Annotated in this window: 27 protein-coding genes and 1 pseudogene; all 28 read left to right on the forward strand. The window is 44.5% G+C overall.

Annotated elements, in window-relative coordinates; translation table 11 throughout:
• The first annotated feature begins 91 nt into the window (after positions 1-91).
• The 28 genes and pseudogenes from BUA14_RS07885 to BUA14_RS08015 all read left to right on the forward strand — a co-directional run bounded on the left by BUA14_RS07885 (position 92) and on the right by BUA14_RS08015 (position 19,044).
• A complete protein-coding gene (locus tag BUA14_RS07885) occupies positions 92-568 on the forward strand; it encodes a phage tail terminator family protein (protein WP_072772094.1) in 477 nt (158 codons plus the stop codon).
• Positions 561-740: a hypothetical protein gene (locus BUA14_RS07890; protein ID WP_072772095.1), complete on the forward strand. Its 180-nt coding sequence runs from the start codon at positions 561-563 to the stop codon at positions 738-740. Before BUA14_RS07885 ends, BUA14_RS07890 begins: the two co-directional genes overlap by 8 nt.
• A 2-nt stretch (positions 741-742) precedes the next feature.
• The gene (locus tag BUA14_RS07895; RefSeq protein WP_072772096.1) at positions 743-2,059 is read left to right on the forward strand and encodes a phage tail sheath family protein; all 1,317 of its coding nucleotides are present in this window, start codon (positions 743-745) and stop codon (positions 2,057-2,059) included.
• 19 nt (positions 2,060-2,078) lie between these two features.
• Positions 2,079-2,546 (forward strand): phage tail tube protein, encoded by a 468-nt coding sequence (locus BUA14_RS07900; protein WP_072772097.1) that lies wholly within the window; start codon positions 2,079-2,081, stop codon positions 2,544-2,546.
• Between the two features lie 133 nt (positions 2,547-2,679).
• Positions 2,680-3,096 (forward strand): phage tail assembly chaperone, encoded by a 417-nt coding sequence (locus BUA14_RS07905; RefSeq protein ID WP_072772098.1) that lies wholly within the window; start codon positions 2,680-2,682, stop codon positions 3,094-3,096.
• A gap of 255 nt (positions 3,097-3,351) precedes the next feature.
• Positions 3,352-5,490 carry a tape measure protein gene (locus BUA14_RS07910; RefSeq protein ID WP_072772099.1) on the forward strand — a complete coding sequence of 713 codons (2,139 nt, stop codon included), beginning with the start codon at positions 3,352-3,354 and terminating at the stop codon, positions 5,488-5,490.
• 29 nt (positions 5,491-5,519) lie between these two features.
• Entirely contained in the window at positions 5,520-6,191 is a 672-nt protein-coding gene (locus tag BUA14_RS07915) for a LysM peptidoglycan-binding domain-containing protein (RefSeq protein WP_072772100.1), read from the forward strand.
• Between the two features lie 29 nt (positions 6,192-6,220).
• The gene (locus BUA14_RS07920; RefSeq protein WP_072772101.1) at positions 6,221-7,192 is read left to right on the forward strand and encodes an XkdQ/YqbQ family protein; all 972 of its coding nucleotides are present in this window, start codon (positions 6,221-6,223) and stop codon (positions 7,190-7,192) included.
• 30 nt (positions 7,193-7,222) lie between these two features.
• Positions 7,223-7,582 (forward strand): DUF2577 domain-containing protein, encoded by a 360-nt coding sequence (locus tag BUA14_RS07925; RefSeq protein ID WP_005817292.1) that lies wholly within the window; start codon positions 7,223-7,225, stop codon positions 7,580-7,582.
• The gene (locus BUA14_RS07930) at positions 7,579-7,980 is read left to right on the forward strand and encodes a DUF2634 domain-containing protein (protein WP_005817290.1); all 402 of its coding nucleotides are present in this window, start codon (positions 7,579-7,581) and stop codon (positions 7,978-7,980) included. Before BUA14_RS07925 ends, BUA14_RS07930 begins: the two co-directional genes overlap by 4 nt.
• On the forward strand, positions 7,980-9,059 hold the full coding sequence (locus BUA14_RS07935) for a baseplate J/gp47 family protein (RefSeq protein ID WP_072772102.1): 1,080 nt from the start codon (positions 7,980-7,982) through the stop codon (positions 9,057-9,059). Before BUA14_RS07930 ends, BUA14_RS07935 begins: the two co-directional genes overlap by 1 nt.
• Complete coding sequence (locus BUA14_RS07940) at positions 9,052-9,639, forward strand: putative phage tail protein (protein ID WP_072772103.1); 588 nt, start codon at positions 9,052-9,054, stop codon at positions 9,637-9,639. Before BUA14_RS07935 ends, BUA14_RS07940 begins: the two co-directional genes overlap by 8 nt.
• Positions 9,636-9,917: a ketopantoate hydroxymethyltransferase gene (locus BUA14_RS07945; RefSeq protein WP_072772104.1), complete on the forward strand. Its 282-nt coding sequence runs from the start codon at positions 9,636-9,638 to the stop codon at positions 9,915-9,917. Before BUA14_RS07940 ends, BUA14_RS07945 begins: the two co-directional genes overlap by 4 nt.
• A gap of 2 nt (positions 9,918-9,919) precedes the next feature.
• Positions 9,920-10,507: pseudogene (locus BUA14_RS07950) on the forward strand (hypothetical protein); the annotation flags it as partial.
• 72 nt (positions 10,508-10,579) lie between these two features.
• Positions 10,580-11,296, forward strand: a complete 717-nt coding sequence (locus BUA14_RS07955; protein ID WP_072772105.1) for a hypothetical protein — start codon at positions 10,580-10,582, stop codon at positions 11,294-11,296.
• A gap of 15 nt (positions 11,297-11,311) precedes the next feature.
• Entirely contained in the window at positions 11,312-11,587 is a 276-nt protein-coding gene (locus BUA14_RS07960; RefSeq protein WP_072772106.1) for a hypothetical protein, read from the forward strand.
• Between the two features lies 1 nt (position 11,588).
• Entirely contained in the window at positions 11,589-11,750 is a 162-nt protein-coding gene (locus BUA14_RS27840) for a hypothetical protein (protein ID WP_178371649.1), read from the forward strand.
• A 56-nt stretch (positions 11,751-11,806) separates the two neighbouring features.
• Complete coding sequence (locus BUA14_RS07965; RefSeq protein WP_072772107.1) at positions 11,807-12,058, forward strand: hypothetical protein; 252 nt, start codon at positions 11,807-11,809, stop codon at positions 12,056-12,058.
• A 23-nt stretch (positions 12,059-12,081) separates the two neighbouring features.
• Complete coding sequence (locus BUA14_RS07970) at positions 12,082-12,840, forward strand: hypothetical protein (RefSeq protein ID WP_072772108.1); 759 nt, start codon at positions 12,082-12,084, stop codon at positions 12,838-12,840.
• A gap of 12 nt (positions 12,841-12,852) precedes the next feature.
• Positions 12,853-13,863, forward strand: coding sequence for a hypothetical protein (locus BUA14_RS28465; RefSeq protein ID WP_242954591.1), 1,011 nt, complete (start codon positions 12,853-12,855; stop codon positions 13,861-13,863).
• A 20-nt stretch (positions 13,864-13,883) separates the two neighbouring features.
• A complete protein-coding gene (locus tag BUA14_RS07980) occupies positions 13,884-14,312 on the forward strand; it encodes a hypothetical protein (RefSeq protein WP_072772109.1) in 429 nt (142 codons plus the stop codon).
• Entirely contained in the window at positions 14,312-14,419 is a 108-nt protein-coding gene (locus BUA14_RS28970) for a CD1375 family protein (RefSeq protein ID WP_427846683.1), read from the forward strand. Before BUA14_RS07980 ends, BUA14_RS28970 begins: the two co-directional genes overlap by 1 nt.
• Positions 14,420-14,548: 129 nt before the next feature.
• Positions 14,549-14,845: a hypothetical protein gene (locus tag BUA14_RS07985; RefSeq protein WP_015943419.1), complete on the forward strand. Its 297-nt coding sequence runs from the start codon at positions 14,549-14,551 to the stop codon at positions 14,843-14,845.
• A gap of 14 nt (positions 14,846-14,859) precedes the next feature.
• Complete coding sequence (locus BUA14_RS07990) at positions 14,860-15,561, forward strand: N-acetylmuramoyl-L-alanine amidase (protein WP_072772110.1); 702 nt, start codon at positions 14,860-14,862, stop codon at positions 15,559-15,561.
• A 14-nt stretch (positions 15,562-15,575) separates the two neighbouring features.
• Complete coding sequence (locus BUA14_RS07995) at positions 15,576-15,926, forward strand: hypothetical protein (protein ID WP_072772111.1); 351 nt, start codon at positions 15,576-15,578, stop codon at positions 15,924-15,926.
• A 521-nt stretch (positions 15,927-16,447) separates the two neighbouring features.
• Complete coding sequence (locus BUA14_RS08000) at positions 16,448-16,651, forward strand: hypothetical protein (protein WP_015943421.1); 204 nt, start codon at positions 16,448-16,450, stop codon at positions 16,649-16,651.
• Positions 16,652-17,035: 384 nt separating this feature from the next.
• Positions 17,036-17,575, forward strand: a complete 540-nt coding sequence (locus tag BUA14_RS08005) for a DUF3231 family protein (RefSeq protein ID WP_072772112.1) — start codon at positions 17,036-17,038, stop codon at positions 17,573-17,575.
• A gap of 803 nt (positions 17,576-18,378) precedes the next feature.
• Entirely contained in the window at positions 18,379-19,044 is a 666-nt protein-coding gene (locus BUA14_RS08015) for a hypothetical protein (protein ID WP_018306674.1), read from the forward strand.
• Positions 19,045-19,131: the final 87 nt, after the last annotated feature.

The raw sequence follows: 19,131 nt of genomic DNA on the forward strand, positions 1-19,131 counted from the left end.
ACTACGGCTTTACCGGGACGTATGTCGGAAAGAAAAATAGCTGGGCAATGAGGCAAATCATGAATGACCGACTGCCGAAGGGGGTGATCCAATGAGCGCTATTACAGTCAATGGGATCCGGGACAGTGTGATAACAATACTGCATCAACATTTCCCCGGCATCTCTGTTTATGGCGAAGAGATCCGGCAAGGCTTTGATAAGCCTTGTTTTTTTGTCAAGCTTTTTCCGGTGTCGCAGAATCAGCTTCTTGGCCGGCGATATCAACGGAACCACTCTTTCGATATTTGCTACTTCCCGGTAGTGGTAGATGAGGGAGAAGGCGGAGAAGGTGAGGGGAATAGACAAAATCATGACATGCACGATGTGGCTGAGCAACTGTACGAAGCAATGGAGTTGATCCCAGTGGTTGACGAGGGCGGCGGACTAATGCGAGGCACGAAAATGCGACATGAACTCATCGAAGGGGTACTGCATTTTTTTGTGGATTATAATTTCCAGGTTATAAAAGAGGCGACACTGGAGCCACTGATGCAGACCATGGAACAGGAGGGATTTATTCGTGGCTAAGAAAGATGAACTTATTGAAAAAGTATATTCAAAGTTGCAGATCCTGCAATCGAAGCAATTCACAGCGCAGCAAAGGGATGTGCTGGAGGCTTTGCTTCAGGACGGTGCCAGCTATACCAAGAGTGAGGTTATCTCAATTTCTGAGGACTTTCGAACAAAGGAGGCTAAATAAAAATGGCAGCAGGAACATTTACAGCTCAAAACAAGGTGAGACCCGGCGTGTATATCAATTTCAAATCTGAGCCCCAAGCGGCAGGGACTTTGGGGGAACGGGGGATTGTATCCATGCCCCTGATTCTGAGCTGGGGCGAACCCGGTAAAATGATCACCATCGAAGCCGGTGAGGATGTATTCCCAAAATTGGGGTACTCCATCATGGATGCCCAATTACGCTTGATCAATGAGGCTTTGAAACGGGCCAAGACGTTGCTTCTCTACCGGCTGAACGCCGGCACGAAGGCGGCGGTGACGGTCGGAAACTTGACGGTAACGGCCAAGTGGGGTGGAGCCCGTGGCAACGACATTGCCCTGGTTATCCAGGAAAATATCGATGATGAGACAAAGTTTGATGTGTCCACCTTAGTGGATGGAGCCGAGCTCGATAAGCAAACTGTGTCTGATATCGCCGGCCTTGCGGCAAATGATTGGGTCATCTTTTCCGGTACTGGAGCCTTAACGGAAACAGCAGGTGCTTCACTGGTGAACGGGTCTGACGGAACCGTGACCAACCAGGCCTATATCGATTATCTGGCTGCTGTGGAGATTTTCGACTTTAACACGATTGCACTCCCCAGCACTGATGATGCGCTCAAAGCCACCTTTACTGCCTTTGCCAAAAGGCTCCGGGATGACGAAGGGAAGAAGATCCAGGTCGTTCTCGAAAACTATCCGGCGGCTGACTATGAGGGTGTGCTAAGTGTTAAAAACGGTGTGGTGCTCGCTGATGGAACTACCTTGACGGCCGCTCAGGCGACAGCGTGGGTAGCCGGTGCCACGGCAGGGGCACGGGTGAACGAATCCCTCACTTATCAGGGCTATGATGGGGCTGTTGATGTGTCCCCCCGGTATACCAATGCACAGATCATCGCGGCTTTGCAGGCGGGGGAATTTTTATTTACCGCTAATGACAACCAGGCGTTGGTGGAACAGGATATTAACACACTGACCGGTTTCACGGCGGATAAAGGGAAACAGTTCGCCAAGAACCGGGTGATCAGGGTCCTGGATGGAATCAACAGTGATTTTGTGCGGATTTTTTCTAAGTTCTATATTGGTAAAGTGTCCAATAATGCAGAGGGACGGAACCTGTTGAAATCAGAGTGCATTAACTACATGAACACTTTGCAGGATATTGATGCAATTAAGAATTTTGATGGTCAGACTGATCTGGCAGTCCAGCCCGGAAACGATGTGGATGGGGTCTATATTGAGGCTTACGCATGGCCGGTAGACAGCATTGAAAAGATTTATGTTCGTGTGCGGATTAAATAGAAAGTGCAGGTGAGATAAGATGGCATTTTTAAGAGTGGAAGACGCAGTGAGCGGCAAACAGGCCAAAGCTTTTGCTACGATCAATGGCCGGGTGGAAGAGTTGTTTTATGCTAAATCCATTGAGGCAACTATCGAAAAGAATAAAGCGGATGTGCCTATTCTCGGCAGGACGAATGTGGGAAAGAAGGCTGCTGGCTGGACCGGCAGTGGGACCCTGACGATCTATTATATTACGAGCCTGTTCAGGCAGCTGATGATCGACTATGTGAAAACCGGGCGGGATTTCTACTTTGATCTTCAGATCGTCAATGAGGACCCGGCCTCGGGTGTAGGAAAGCAGACTGTTGTGCTTAAGGGCTGCAATCTGGACAGCGTTACAGCAGCGTCTTTTGATATCACTTCAGACGATCCTTTGGAAGAGGAGATGCCCTTTACCTTCGAGGATATTGATATGCTGGATCAGTTCAGCCGGCCGGTGACGGGATAAAAGAGTTTTTTTGAGGTTAGATCATGCTGTGAGATAATCAGGAGATCAGATAAAGGAAAGTCTGGTCTCCTTTCCATATATCAACCGTCCAGTTAGTCAAAGATGATTTAAACAAAGAAAGGATAGATGAAGAATGAGTACATTACAAGAGTTTCTAAATCTAAACCCAGTTGATAATGTTGTTAATGAGGTTATTATCTCTGATCGTTTTAAAGATGAAAACGGCAGTCCATTAAGATTTAAGATTAAGGCTATGACTAACGCTGAATTTGAAGAAGCAAGAAAAAAAGCTACAACAATTAAAACGAAAAAGGGAGGCAGTTTTGATTTTGATACCAGAAAATTCAACGAGACTATTATTATTAACCACACAATTAATCCTGAATTTAAGGATGCAAACAGTATCCAAAAGATGGGCTGCATTACTCCTGAGCAATATTTAAACAAGGTGTTACTGGCTGGTGAAATTGCTGAGTTAGCAAACCAAATTCAAACCCTTAGTGGCTTCGACAAAACATTTGAAGAGGATATTGAAGAAGCAAAAAACTAATTCGGGAGGGAGATGGCGAGGCTAATTACGCTTATTATGCCCTCCACACATTCAGTAAATTTCCAAGTGAATTTTTAACTCTGCCGTACAAAGAAAAAGCATTTGTAATAGCTTGTATTGATGAGCGAATAAAAGCTGAAAAAAGTGCGATGAAAAAGAAGTAGTAGGTAATATACAATGGTAAATAAACCACTCCCAAAACGGGTGTGTTCTTTGTGTAGATAAAAGTTTAGCTGGCGAAAGGAGGTTTGGGCTATGGCCACAGTTATATCAGCATCAACATTGGCATCAACGTTAGAATCAACATTAGCATCGACATTTTCATCAACATTTTCATCAGCATCTTCACTAAACGTATCCATGGCTATGAGACAGTCAGTACAAGATATCACTCAGGAAATAGAATTCACGATTTCAGCAGAAAAGCAAGTAACGCAAGCTATTAATGAGTCAAATAGAGTGCAGCAAGTATTTAATGAATCAGTACAGACCGGAACAGTAGCAATAGATGGGACAAGTGAGGCTATTGATGAGTCAAATAGAGCGCAGCAAAGATTTAACCAATCAGCGCAGGCTGGAACAACAGCAATAGATAGGATAAGCGGGGCTATAACGCTGGCTAATGAGGGCATAGCACTCATGGAGCGGGTATGGAGTGGCGTCAATAAAGTAATGACACTAGCAGATGATGTCACTTCAGTCAATTCAAGGATTGCCATGATAAATGATGGCACGTGGAATTTGTTAGACCTTCAAAAGCAGGTTTTGAAAGTCGCGAATGACACAAGAGCAAGCTATACTGCAACAGCGGACCTTTTAGTTAAGGCTGGAATGGGTACTCAAGGGGTTTTTAAAAGCACTCAAGATATGCTTGGTTTTGCTGAGCGATTTAATAAGTTGCTTGCAGCAGGTCAAGCAAATGCTGCCGATAAATCGTCGGCTACCCTTCAAATGTCACAAGCTCTTGGAAACGGAGTAATGGGAAATAGTGAGCTAGTGGATATTGAAAATGCTGTTCCGATGTTTGCCAATATACTTGCTGAAGGTCTCGGTGTATCTGTAGAACAGATAAGGCAAATGGGCGCTGAAGGTGAATTGACAGCAGACAGAATTGTAACAGCACTCGAAAATCAAGAAGAAAGAATAAACGGCTTATTTCTTCAGACTCCAGGTACTTTCAGCGAGGCAATGACAGTCCTAGGAAATAAATTCTCTTTCTGGATTGGCCAACTCAATGAAGCGGATGGTCCGTTGCAACAAATCACAAAACGTATACAAGAATTAAGTGTCTGGTTAGACACGACCGAGGGGATGCAGTTTTTTAACAATTTAGCTTATGGGGTAAATATAGCGATTAATATAATTCTGACTCTTTTTGGAGTACTATTCCAAGTAGTAAACTTTATATCATCGAATTGGTCCATTATTGAGCCAATTGTTTGGGGGATTGTCGCCGCCTACACGGCATGGTTTGTAATATCAAAAATGAATGCAGTAGCACAGGCAGTTGCGGCGATAAATACAGGCATAATGACACTGGCGGTAGCGGCCCAAATTGCCGCGGTTAATGGTTTAAGTGCAGGATGGCGAAGCTTAAATGCGGCTATGAGAGCTAACATAATACTATTCATTATATCTTTAATCATAGGACTCGTCATTTATATACATCATCTTTGGAAAACTAATGATAATTTTGCGGCAGGTGTAATGCGAACATGGAATGCGGTATTAAACTTTTTTGATCAAGTCCCTATCTTCTTTGAGAAAATTAAAATGGCTGTTGTCAATACGTTTTGGGACATGAGTGTTGGGGCATTGGAGATAATGGAATTCCTGATTAACGGCGTAATTGATGGTATAAATTGGCTTCGTAATAAATCAAATGACCTTCTTGGTACGAACTTCCAGATGATGGGTTATGCAGATCTTAATGTCAAAGATTTGGCTAAAGATGCAGCAGCTATTCGACTAGCAGGGGATGTAGCAATAAAAGCTATGGAGCAGGATGCTGCGCAGAAAGCAGCAGAGCGAGAACAAAAAGTGCAGGAAATGCTGAATAGCCGTGCAGCCCAAAGGGTGGCTGCAGACCCTGACCCGGGGACAAATGAAGGCTCTGGGATCTGGAACAACAACGGACCTTGGAACAACACTATTGATTCTGTGGGCGAAATCGGCAAAATCAATGACACCGTAGATATCTCCAGTGAAGATCTGAAGATCATGCGGGAGCTGGCGGAAATGAAGAACATCCAGAACTTTGTAACCTTGACACCGACCGTATCCGTGACTACAGGAGACATCCGCAACGGAAGCGATGCGGATACTATTGTGGCAAAGATTAAGATGATGCTGGAGAAAGATATTGCATCGTCGGCATCAGCAGTGTATGGATAAACACTACCCTTGAAAGGCAGGTGATTCCAATGTCTTATAGCATTGAACTCAGCTTCAACAACCGGGACGAATCCTTCGAGCTTCCCGTCATGCCGGGAAGCCTTGACGCCAGTAAGTCCGGCAACAACAAAACTTATGACATCATCGCCCTGGGTGAGATCAACATTATTAAGAATCCCCAGCGCATTGAATACGGATTCAGCAGCATCTTTCCAGCTCAGCGCTATCCCTTTGTGACAGTTCAAACACTCTTGCAGCCTATCGAATATGTCCAGCTTATCATCAGGTGGATGGAGTCTAAACAACCCATCCGCTTTATTTTTACCTCGGACCGATTTGAGATCAACACTTTGGCTAGTATTGAGAGCTTTGACTGGAAAGAGGTTGCCGGCGGTTCAGGAGATCTTGAATACTCCCTTAAGCTCAAAAGTTACGTCCCCTATGCGGCACAAAAGGTGCCTATAGAAGATCTTATTGATAAATCAGCTTCCACAGTGGCAGTGCCGCCTCCGGCACCGGTCAGGCCCAACGAAACCAAGCCCCCTAAGACCTATACACTGGTGGCTGGGGATACCCTGTGGGCGGTGGCTCAGAAGCATTTGGGCAATGGTGCCCGCTGGCCGGAAATACAAAAGCTAAATGACATCACGGACGCGGAAATTAGGCGGCTGCAGATCGGTCGGGTGTTGAAACTGCCATAATAGGTTCAGATGAAGGGAGGGAATAAAAGATGCTGAAAATCGTGATCGACAATAAAGACGGAAACGTATGGGACATCTCTCAGATCGTCGCTGATGTGAATTGGAAAACAAGCCGGATCGGCAAGGCTGGTAGCTTAGATTTTACGCTCATCAAAAATGCACCCGCTCAGGAACTGGCATTTAAGTACGCCAATGGGAACATTGTCCATGTCCAGATGGAAGATGGTACTAATGTCTTCTATGGTTATATCTTTAGTATAGACGGAGGTAAGGATGAGGCGGTGAAGATTACTTGCTATGATCAGCTGCGCTATCTTATGGCCAGTGATACTAGTATTTATACGAATATCACAGTCTCGGAGCTGGTCAGGGAAATAGCTGCCCGGTTCCAACTTGAGACAGGCCGCATTGATGATACAAAGTATAGGATACCGACTTTCTCCGAAGACAATCAGAAGCTGATGGATATGATCTGTAAGGCGCTGGACCTGACGCTCATTAATACAGGCAAGAACTATGTCTTCTTTGATGATTTTGGCGCACTGACCATTCGGAATGTTGAGGATTTTCTCCTGGATTTTATCATTGGTGATCATAGCCTGATGACAGACTTCAGTCATAAGGTTTCTATTGATTCTGATACGTATAATGTCATCAATTTATATAAGGACAATAAAGAAACCGGTAAACGGGAACCCTACGAAAAGCCCTGCAGTGCCAATATAGCCAAATGGGGAGTGCTGCAGCTTTGTCAATCTATAGATGAAGAGATGAACGAGGCCCAAATTAGTGAAATGCTTAAAAATCTACTCACTCTTAAGAATCGGGAGACGAAATCCCTTAAAATTGAAGCATTAGGCGATATCCGGGTCCGGGGAGGTTGCTATGTACGCATTCAAATTGCCGAGTATGGAATCAATCAGCCTTTTCTGGTCGATGAATGCACCCACCGCTTCGATGGGGTGAATCATACAATGAGTCTGGAGTTAAGGGTTATTTGATAAATAAAACAAGCCTGGGAAGGTGATAGAATGTCTAGTTTATTGGACCTAATCAAAGCGGCTGGGGCGGATGCCGTTAACGCATCCAACCCTGTGAATATTCTTTTTGGCGAGATCTTAACAGTGCATCCGCTCAGTGTCAAAGTCGATCAACGCTTTATACTGCCAGCGGATTTTTTAATGGTGCCGGAGAGAATGACAAAATACGAAGTGGATTTGCAGCATACGCATCAATACACCGATGATGGTTCTACGAGTGACACGTCGGAAGCTTTAACCCAAAGAATCGTGATTCGCTCCGGACTTGCCCCGGGGGATAGGGTTTTGATGCTTAGAGTCCAGGGTGGGCAGCGTTATGTCATTTTAGATAAGGTGGTGGTGTCTTTATGATCCCCACAGGTGGAAGCATTACCCATGGGGTGATTCAATATGCCCAACGGCCTTCCCTTACCTGGAGGCTTGACCCGGCCAAAGGGCGCATCACTGGGAGGCTGGACGGACTGGAATCTGTGCAACAAGCCGCGGCCAAGATTCTGCAGACCCAGCGGTTTCGCCATTTGATCTATACCCCGAATTACGGTAGTGAGTTGGGTCAATTGATAGGCATGAATCGGGCTTTTGTGAAATCTGAAGCTGTTAGGATGCTTGAAGAGGCATTGACTCAAGATGACCGGATCACAGGAGTCGAAAATGTGCAGACCACAGCTGCGGGAGATAGCCTGCTGATTGAGTTTACGGTGATCAGCACCTATGGGAGATTCAATATGACTCAGGAGGTGGGCGATTAATGTATGAACATCAGACTTATGAGGCGATTTTGGTCAGGATGCTCGCCAGGGTGCCGGAGACCATCGACAAGCGGGAGGGCAGCCTGATTTACGATGCCCTGGCCCCGGCAGCAGCGGAGCTGGCTCAGGCATATGCCGAGTTAGGGGTTAACAATAATCTTTCTTTCGCGGATACGGCCAGCGGAGAATTTTTAACCCGCCGGGCCGCTGAGTTTGGAATCAAGCGGAAGGTGGCCACAAAAGCCTGGCGGCGCGGTGGATTTCTGGACAGTAATAATGCCCTTCTTAACATTCCGCTAGGCAGCCGCTGCAGCATCGGTGGGCTGAATTATACAGCTATCGAACAGATCAGTACCGGCGCGTATGTCCTTGAATGTGAAACGGCCGGAACAGCAGGCAATCAGCAGTTTGGGGATTTGCTCCCTATTGCCTATATCAATGGTTTGGCCAAGGCGGAACTCACCGAGGTGCTGGTTCCAGGTGAGGATGAGGAGACAGACGAAGCCCTGCTCTCCCGATATTATGAGACGGTAAACGAACCGGCTTTTGGCGGGAATATGGCAGATTATCGGCAGAAAATCAATGCTATCAATGGCGTAGGAGGAACCAAAGTCTTCCCAACCTGGGCTGGAGGTGGCACTGTGAAATGCACGATTATTGCCTCTGACTGGGCTAAGCCATCTCCTGAATTAGTGAATGAGGTCCAATCCACCATGGATCCGGAAGAGAATCAGGGGATGGGACTGGGGCAGGCACCGATCGGCCATGCCGTGACGATAGCCGGGGTGGATAAGGTTACGGTGGATGTGGAAACGACACTCACACTTGCGCCAGGTGTAACTCCCGGGCAGGTTCAATCCGATGTAGAAGCGATCTTAGATGCCTATCTTTTAGAACAAAGAAAAACCTGGGCTGCGCAAACCCAGATCATCATCCGTATGGCACAAATTGATGCCCGGATGCTTACTGTCCAAGGCGTCGAAGATGTGACTGGAACAAAGCTTAATGGGACGGAGGCCAATTTCTTGCTTGATGAGGAAGAAATTCCAATCTTAGGGACGGTGATTATCAATGAGTAAGTCGATTAGAGAATATTGGCCCCAATTGTTTGATAACATTTTAGACTTTCAGCTTCTAGCTGATGCAGTGGATACCGAAATACAGTCTCTAGGTGAGACAGTGGATCAGCAACTCGCTGACCAATTTGTTCTCACTTCAGGCTATGAGGCGGTAAAACGCCGGGAAAGGATGCTGGGCATCCAGGTTGATCCCACGACTGAAACACTGGACTTCCGGAAAAAACGGATTATTAACCGTTATTCAACGAAGCCGCCGTTCACTATTCGTTATCTTCAAGACCGCTTGGATTTTCTAGTGGGTGAGGAGAAAGCAATTGTGAGTGCGGATGGTCAAGACTTTTTACTTTTCGTGGAGACCGCCATTGAAAATGCGGCTCTCTTTAAAGAGGTCGAGAGGACAATAAAAACCATCAAACCGGCAAACTTGATCTATAACCAGCAAACCGCTTTAGGTGATCATATCTCTCTGGAAGAGCATATACGCTTCCGTACATTAGAGAGACAAACCCGACTGGGCTCAACATGGAGGGTAGGAATGACGCCTTTTGCCGTAGCAGATTTGGAGGTGAGCGTTAAGTGATATCAACAGAGTTTTTATCCAATGTGGCAGACCATGTAGATGGTCAAGTAGCTAAGGTCGTATTAAATGAGAGCTACGAAATCACCGACTTTAGTATTAAAGAGACAGAGCAAGGCTTGGTTAATATGCAATATATTGTTCCTAGTGGCGTGGTGCCGACAGTAGTTTTAATCGAGCTTAAGGATGTTTCTGATAATGTCATCAGCTCAAATGAAGTTTATGTCCCTATTACCGCAGATACGATTATAACGCAGACCATTCGAGTTAAGGAGGGGTGAGAATGGCAAAGACAAACTGGCAATATGGTGAAATTGTTACCGAGGAAGATTTTAATCAGTTGGGGCAAGAAGTGAATGAAGCAACAGCTGGACTAGCTGTTCTGGAAGAGCAGCTTGGGGAAGCCGAACAAAGCAGCAAAGCCTATACCGATCAGCAAATTCAGCTGGTTACAGCTACCGGCATCCCTAAACTGGTAACCTACTCATATGTATTGGCGGCTGATCAGCACGGTCAAACTGATTTTGAAATACCTTTGGAAACCTTTGTTAAGGAAACAGACACGGTAACCGTTGCCCAGAATAGTACGGTGCTGAGCACGGAGCGATACAGTGTTGTTGATCTGAAAATAGTTCGGTTGGCGGAAGGCGTAAATATAGGAACAGAAATATTTATTCAGGTATGGAAGAATGTGCTCATCGGTCCGGATGGAGCGATATCAGCGGCAGTGCTGGCTAATGATACTGTGACAGAGTCTAAAATGGCTGATGAGATGAAAAAGGATGTCCCTGGAGGAGTGGCGGGGTATGATGCATTTGCTATGCATTTGGCGGAAACTATGCCACATAAATTTACTGATTCAGCATTAAATAAAACTTATCGCTGGGGCCTAGGAGCCTCAAACGGTCAAGTATATATGCTTTATGAGGAGGTGACCTGATAAATGGCAACGCAAATATTTTTGGCAGATAAAGCTACTTTAGATGCCACCAAATCAAACACAGATACGATAAAAACTAATGTTGGTAGCAATGCAGATGTGGCCAGTGCATCAGGAAGTGTACATGCAAAAATAAAGGACCTGAAAACCGCCTTAGAATCAAGCGGGAAAATGAAGTCACAATTATTTACAAGCAACGGGAGTTTTACAGTCCCCGCAGGTGTGACTGTTGTTTGGATTACTGCGATAAGCGGCGGCGCGGGTGGCGGCGGGGGTATTAACGGTGGTGACTATGATAGTGGAAAAGGGGGCAATGGGGGTGTAACAAGCTTTGGGGCTTTTTTATCGCTCATCGGAGGCGCTGGGGGTGGTGGGGCATCCCAATACTCAGGTAATATCGCAACAGGGGGTACAAACAGTCTAACAGATGTACCGCCATCAGCATCATACGCGAATGGTAACCCCGGAAACACCAATAACGGGGCAGGGGGACCTGGATGGTATTCATCATTTGGCAAAGGGGGTGATGGTGGAACAGGAAGTAGACGAGGAGGCGGTGGCGCGTCTGGAGTATTTATAAAAGACTACCCTATTCCTGTGACTCCGGGTGCGGCTATACCAATAACAATAGGCTCACCAGGAAGCCCTGGAGTTGGTAATGGTGGGGGTGGCAATGGTGGTAATGGAGGCCCTGGAGCTCTGTTAGTATCTTGGTCTTAAGGAGGATTAGCACTAATGCCTAAATTTGCACAGATATTGGATAATAAGGTCTATTGGATTTTTGAGGCTGACATGCAACCAGAATTTGCACCTTACATTGTGATTAAAGACATCGCTGACCTGGTACCACAGCCGCAAGAGGGCTGGCTGTACGATGAGGCAACGGATACTTTTTCCCCGCCTCCTGAGCCGGGACCTGAAGGGCTGCAACCTACTCTCGAAGAACAGATATACGCGGAAAACCTTTATCAGACAGCCCTATTAGAAATGCAATTTTTAGGAGGTGCGTAAGATGACACCCTATCAGATTTGGGAGAAGATGACTAAAGCAAAAGTCTACAGCAAGGCCGTAGTGACCACCCGGGTGAACACTGTGTATGCTGTTGGGCAGTTAGGTGATGAGGAGTGTACTGCCCTCATCCAGCTGATTGAGACTGTCTACGATGCTGCATAATAGACCCTTAATACGATGTAAAGAGGAATAATTTATCTTATGAGGAGAGTGAAATAGTGGCTGGAAAAATTACAAAAGAAGAATTGCATCCATTGCTATCACAGAAAATAGATGATTTTGCTGCGCATGAGGCGGAAAGCATATATTTGCAAGAAGAGGAACCATCAGCAGTGAACCATAAGACACTGTGGTTTGCAATAGGATCTGAAGCAAATTTTGATGGCGGTGGAGTAAATATAGCAAATGCTCAAACCAGCACTACTCCACCGGAAACCGATGATTATTGGTTTGAGCCTATAAAAAATTAATAAAGGAAGAGGTGGACAATACCATGGCTGATATCAATATTCAAATAAAGCAAAGAAACGGAGAAATTTGGGATAATCTTTACCCGAAGACAAAAGCCGAGAACGTGACCGAGTCCGCGGCTAAAAGATTTGTGTCAGATACTGAAAAAGCATCGTGGAATGGTAAGCAAACTGCTCTGGATTTTACGCCGGAAAATGCGAGTAAAAAAGGAACGGCTAACGGGTATGCTGAACTAGATGCAAGCGGCAAAGTGCCCGCATCGCAGTTGCCATCCTATGTAGACGATGTTTTAGAATACGCAAATCAGGCCGCATTTCCCTCGACCGGCGAAACTGGGAAAATTTACATCGCAATAGATACGAATCAAACCTATCGCTGGGGTGGTACTGGTTATGTTGAAATAAGTGCCTCACTGGCCTTGGGTGAAACGTCAAATACAGCCTATCGCGGTGACCGTGGAAAAACAGCCTACGATCATAGCCAATCTGCCCATGCTTCAGCTAATGCCCAGAAAAATAGTGACATCACCAAAGCCGAGATTGAGGCCAAACTTACAGGAGTGATATCTTCACACTCACACGCTTCAGGTACACCCTCTGCCCACGGAGCAACACATATCACGGGTGGTGCCGACGTAATTCCGGGTGCCGTAGCAGGCGGTAATGCCGGTCTGATGAGCGGCGTGGATAAATCAAAACTTGACGGGTTGCCTAACATAACAGTAAATGTCACCGAACCGGAGTCTCCCTCTAGTGGAGACTTATGGTATGCAATTATTTAAGGAGGGCTTAAAATGGCCACATACAACACAGTTATAAAAAAGCGCAATGCAACGAACAATGGCTGGGATTCTGTTTTGCCAATTACCATTGCCGAGAATGTATTGATCAACGCCGAAGGAGATACTCTTGCTACGCACTTGGCGGATTTTACGCAACAAATACCGTATGCTGTGACCGCAGGGAGTGCGAACGCTTATACGGCAGCTACGGCTCCTGCTTTGCCTGCTCTGGTGGCTGGAGTGGCCATTGCAGTTAAAATCCATGCTGCCAACACGGGCGCTGCTACTCTTAACTGGAACGGTAAGGGCGCAAAATCTATCAAAAATCCTGACGGAACAAATGTTGAATCAGGAGATTTGGCAGTAGGCGGAGTCTTTACTCTACGGTATGATGGCACAAATTTTATCTTACAGGGTAAAGGGGGTGTTAAGCTCACTGGAACTGCTGTTGCAGCCGATGTCTTAAGCGGGAAAACCTTTTACCGTGACAACGCTAAAACAAAGCTGACTGGCACTATCCCCAGTAAGGGGGCGCAGACCTACACCCCCACCACAACGAATCAGACCATTGCGACAGGGCAGTATTTGAGTGGAGTGCAGACGATTTTGGGGAGTCCGAATTTAATTCCGGCTAATATTAAAGAAGGTGTAAATATTTTTGGTAAGATTGGGACTCTTGTACCTATTTCTTATGCGGCAAAAAACGTTAGTTTTTCTATTTCTGCGAGTACTTCTTCCTATGGATACACTTATAGCGAATATTTCACTATAGATAATTTAAATTTTACACCAAGACAAATATTCGCTTCAGCTACGCATCGTCAAGGAGTTAATGAAAAATCTGGACATTTAGCTTACGGTGATTATTTAACTGCTAGAGTGAATGGTTCATATGGAGGTTGGGTTGAATTTTCTGATGTTGTGTTTAGTCCTGGGCAAGTAACAGGAAGGTTTGCACATTATAAAGATTCATCTTCAGTAAGCGGATATTCTTCAGGGACAATTTTCTTTATATTAGCATAAAATAAGGAGGATGCATTTTTGTGATAGGAAGAAAAATATACTACGAATTACCCACAGGTAATGTGGTATTGACCACATTAGAAAAATTAAACGGGATCGATACAACCAAAGAGCAGGATCTTGCTATGTATCAGGCTTTACAAGCTTATAGTCCAGAATCGATAGGTGTAATTCAACTCGAATACGGGCAGTACTCCAGCGACTTCCTGACAGCGAACTCTTGGAGGGTTGACTTAGCGACCGGGAATCTGGTGTTTAATTACCCCATTTTTGAGCAGCCTTTATCTGTAAAGGTAGACAGACTGGAGGCTGAAAACAATAGTCTTAAGCAGGAAAGCCTAAGCATTAAACTAGCCATTGCTGAGTTAGCATCGACACAAGAGATGGACAAAATGGAGATTCAGCTTGCCTTGGCAGAACTGGGCAGCATGATCGGAGGTGCTGAATAATGGCAAAAATCTATTTTGATTTGATCCAAGCAGGGCTTTGGCAAGTAGAAAATGTGCCAATCCGGTGGAGAGCAGAAGTTCGGGCCATGATAGACGCTGCTACGTAATAGAGGAATTATGCGCAGCAGTACCAAGAATAACGCCACACAGGGCGTATTTTTTATGCTCTAAAATAGGTCAGTCACAATACTGATGCGAAATTCATATAATGTACAGGCTTGAAAGAGGTGATGCTTTTGGACTTTACACTTATTACAGCACTAATTGGGATTGCGGCAACTTTGTCCGGAATCATCTTAGGCTGGTCAGCAAGGGCAAAGGAAGCTAAAAACGAAGTAAGAAAAGATGCAGAAATAGATACAGTAATCCGGACGGACATGGAATATTTAAAACGTGGGGTAGACGATATCCGGATAGAGCAGCGGGCACAAGGGCAACGCATGGATACCATGGGCGAACGCCTTAGCCGAGTTGAAGAATCATCCAAACAAGCTCACAAGAGGATTGACCGCATCGAGCAGAAAGGAGAGTAAGTCAAACGCCACAAATTGAATGGGTAGGTACACCGAACTTTAGATCCGGGCGCAATGGCCGCAAGCCGCTGGCCATTGTGGCCCATACCACTGCCGGTTATTATCCTGGCTGCTTAAGCTGGATGCAGAACTCAAGATCCCAAGTAAGTGCACATTATTTGGTCCTAAGAAACAGTCGTATATTACGGCTGGTCAAAGATGATGATATAGCATGGCATGCAGGTGCTGTAACAAAGCCTAATTGGAGTTTATATGACGGAACGAACCCGAATTACTATACCATTGGGGTTGAACATGAAGGAATGCCTGCGGTCGGGCTGACAGAGGTCCAGTATCAGTCCACATTATGGCTTTATGGGGAACTGCTGGCTAAGTATCCGGCAATAGAACCGGACATAAATCATATAATCGGCCATTATCGCATTGACAGTGTCAATAGGCCGAATTGTCCGGGAACTAAATTTCCGTGGGTAAGATTATTTGCGGATTTGAAAGGAGAGAATGAGGTGGATAATCTTGTGGTTTATGACGACGGAGATGTGGGAGCCGCGCTTTTGCTCAGCTTTAAACTGAAATGCCCGATGATCCATAAGGCCTTTGCCGATGAAGTTCATGCCAAGAATAAGCACTGGATTGGGATATTGGGGACAAACGGTAATGGGAACTACTACTATGCCGGCAGTGATCGAATCGAGACGGCGAAGTTAGGATTATAAGGAGGGAATGAGTTATGGAAACTGCATTAGGTTATGTCCAGGATTTTTGGGGGCTGCTGCTTGTTGTGGCAGCCTTTATTATTTATCTGGTCAGCCAGGGAAGAGCGAAAGCGGGAAAGATTTTACTCTCGCTGATGTTAAGATTGGAAAAGCAAGCAGAAGAATATGCGTTGCAGACGGGTGAAGAGAAGTTTAGATTCGTGGTCGAGAGAGGGTACCAACTGCTGCCTAAATATATAAAGATGTTTATCACCTATAGGATGTTTGTTGAGTTGGCCAATGAATTATATGAGGAAGCAAAAAGTTATTTGATGAACCTGGACAAAAAGTCGATCCCGGTACAGATTAAGAATCGTAAGGAATAGATCATGGATAAGACTTAAAACCAGCCCTTAATAGAGATGTTTTTCGTTTTTCCGACAAACATCAGGAAATTCCGTCTATAGACATACAAGCAAAAATTACAGAAGATCTTGGCAGCTGGCGAAAACTGAACGTAGAGTATATTCGACAAATTACCCCTTGAACAATATCAGAACATATGTTCTAATATATAAGAAATATACGTTCTTAAAGGGGAGTAATATTGGGATGAAGAGATAGGATTTATGCTGAGCAGGATTACGATTAAAGGTATGACTATGAGTCGGAATGAAATGCGACGTTTTGGAAGGATGATGGACTAGAAAGTTAAATCTTTGAAGGCGAAGAAACCAAATAAATCAGATCAAAGAAATCAAAGAATCAAAAATAAGAAGCCAGCTACCCTCCCCAGAGCATTTGGCTTCTTATAGAATTACCCTAAAGGGTAATGCCCAACTGAATTATACCTATTTATGCCAATGAAGGCAACAAGAAATGACTGTATAAGTGAGGTAATTAATTTATGAAGGAATTTGAGGTTTATTACTATGATAAAATATATACACGCTTAGAAAATTGTTTGTTTGTGTTTAATGAAAGAATCAGGCTGCTAAATGAGGAAGATAGAAGCGTTAATTATAATGGCTTTGTAGATGCGTGTGAGCAAATGAGAAAAGGACTTGATGATTTTAAAACACTTAATGATTTAACAGTACGTGAGAAATAACATAAGGGTAACCCAGTCATGAAAATCATTATAGCATAAATTAACAATAGGCTTTATATTGCCGACTGGGCGGCATGTTTCAGTGCACTAACATCACACTAACACCCATGGAACCTTACTTCCTTTTGAACATATAATTTATACGACAAACCAGACCAGACCTCACAGGGTTCAGAAAGAACTTCTGTGGGGTCTTTTTCTCTTTCACATAGGTAAAGTCCGCTTGTGTAATAATTGGCCTTAAATAAAAGATTTTGTGACAAGAGCAATAAGAGAATAAGAACAATAAGTGAAATAAGAACAAGCAAGTATTTTTAATAAAGAATAAATACTTTAAAAATGTACATTAATAGCTATGTGAAGTTATTTCAAGGAGGTGGCTCTATGACCATAATGGATAAAGTTCAATCCGCTACACGGGCGACAGTGCAAGGTATTGTCGACCGGGAACCTGTTAACTATCTTGAAGGCGGGGGTATTTATGGTATAATCTCTCAAGGACGACATAATTTATGTACTCTGGAGATTATGTATAACCATGCCCAGGATTCTGAACTGAAAGAACGTATCGAAGAAGCCATGGAAAAGCTTACACGCCCTTTAATTGAAGAGTGTGAAGGACTTTTGAAAGAAAGCAATGCTCAGGTTCCTCAATTCCATTTCACCAATCATAAAAAGCATAAGGAGAAGTTGAATATTCCTGAAGATGCTCGAATGACAGATATGGAAATTGCGGCTGCCGTTGGAACTATGGCCAAGGCGGCTCAGGTTAATATCCTGGCTGCTTTGCAAAACTCCTATCAATTGCATATTGGAATTATGTTCCGCAAATTCCTGGATGAAAGCCTGGATTGGAACTATCGTCTCCTGCAATTGATGATCAATCGCGGCTGGCTGCCTCACGTTGCTAAAATTACACATTAAAACCTAAAAAGGTACTGAGGATCACGTATTTCGTGATTCTCAGTTTTTTTATAGAAAAAAGATTGGCACACATGTGTATCTAATCTACACATGAGTGTCCAATCTTTCAAATGGTCAAGAGATGCAGTGGCAATTGCAGTTTCTTTTCACTACGCACGGCCATCTTTGAATACATCCTTCCCTGACGAAGCTAATATCTGAGACGGGAATCCGAATACTGTGCTTAGTTCCAATAATCGGTTTGAACGAATCGGAGAGGAGCTGTGCTTCTGCTAAAGTGATAACGCAGTTCGAAACTCCGGAAAAGTTGCCGCTCCATATGCGATCTCCAGCTCTCACGTCTAGCTTGGTTCCCAAAGGAAGGCTGCAGAATAAAGCCATGATAGAGGTATTATTTTGGCGTAATGGTACATTACTTTGACAAAAGCGAGGATTGTTTTTACGCAATCGCACATCACCTTGACGAAACTGAGGAGTGTTATTAGGCAATTGCACATCACTTTGACATAACTGAGGACTGTTATTAGGCAATTGCACATTTTCCTGGCAAAGCCAAGTGTTTCTTTTACGGAATAACATAAAGATTGATCCCCTTTCGAGTTCTTGCCACGCCACAGTGGCTTCATAAGAGTGAGAAACAGGGGAGATTTTTTGTTATTCCTTGATTTAATATATGTACATGGATGACAAGAGGTTACAGCTTGTCGAGAGATTGTTATTGCCGCCCTGTAAAATTTACCATGGAATAAGGCAACCTGAAAATACATAGAGTGTGATAAGAACTCCGCCAGGGGGGCCAGCATATGAAGAAAAGAGGCATACTGTTACTCATCTTAATCAGTACCGTGTTACTAGGGGGAATTGCGGGGAAACTTTTATGGAAACCCGACCCCATAGAGTTGCTTACACACGGCCTAGAAGAATTGACCCAGGCGACCTCTTTTCGCTACACTATGATCCAACATCAAACGGTAGAAGGAAAGGATCGCATACTCAATCAGATTTTAGGAGAAAAGGACGGTGGGAACACTCGAATCTCAGGGGAGGTTGTGGGCACAAAAACGGAAATGATTCTCACCAGTGAAGGTCTCTACATGCAAGACCCATTTACAAAACGGTGGATTCGGTATCCCAGTGTCCCGGCTGCCCATGAAGCCTTTCTGGCGGAGCTCAATCCATTATCATCTCTGCAATTTAAAGAGTATGGTGAGGTGGTGCTTCAGGGACAAGAGAAGCTGGATAAGGTAAATACTTGGGTATTGAAATTTAACCCCACAATTCAAAATCAAATCATGGAAGATGGTTGGACCGATTTCGCCTATATTATGTTCATTGGAAAACGAGATAAACTGATTCACCGCGTCATTATCGAAGCTAAGAGCAAGACTGATGGTCAAATGATGTCCTTGATGATGGAGTTTAAAGATTACGGTGAAACGATGAATATTTCTGTACCCATAAATAATTAACGATGGATAATTTCCTGAGAAAATCAGATGAGAAAGGTTTAATTTGTGTCAGCGGAAAGAGGCTTCTGAGAATTTGGAAGGCCTCTT

The sequence above is a fragment of the Desulfitobacterium chlororespirans DSM 11544 genome (assembly GCF_900143285.1).
Taxonomy (GTDB): Bacteria; Bacillota; Desulfitobacteriia; order Desulfitobacteriales; family Desulfitobacteriaceae; genus Desulfitobacterium; species Desulfitobacterium chlororespirans.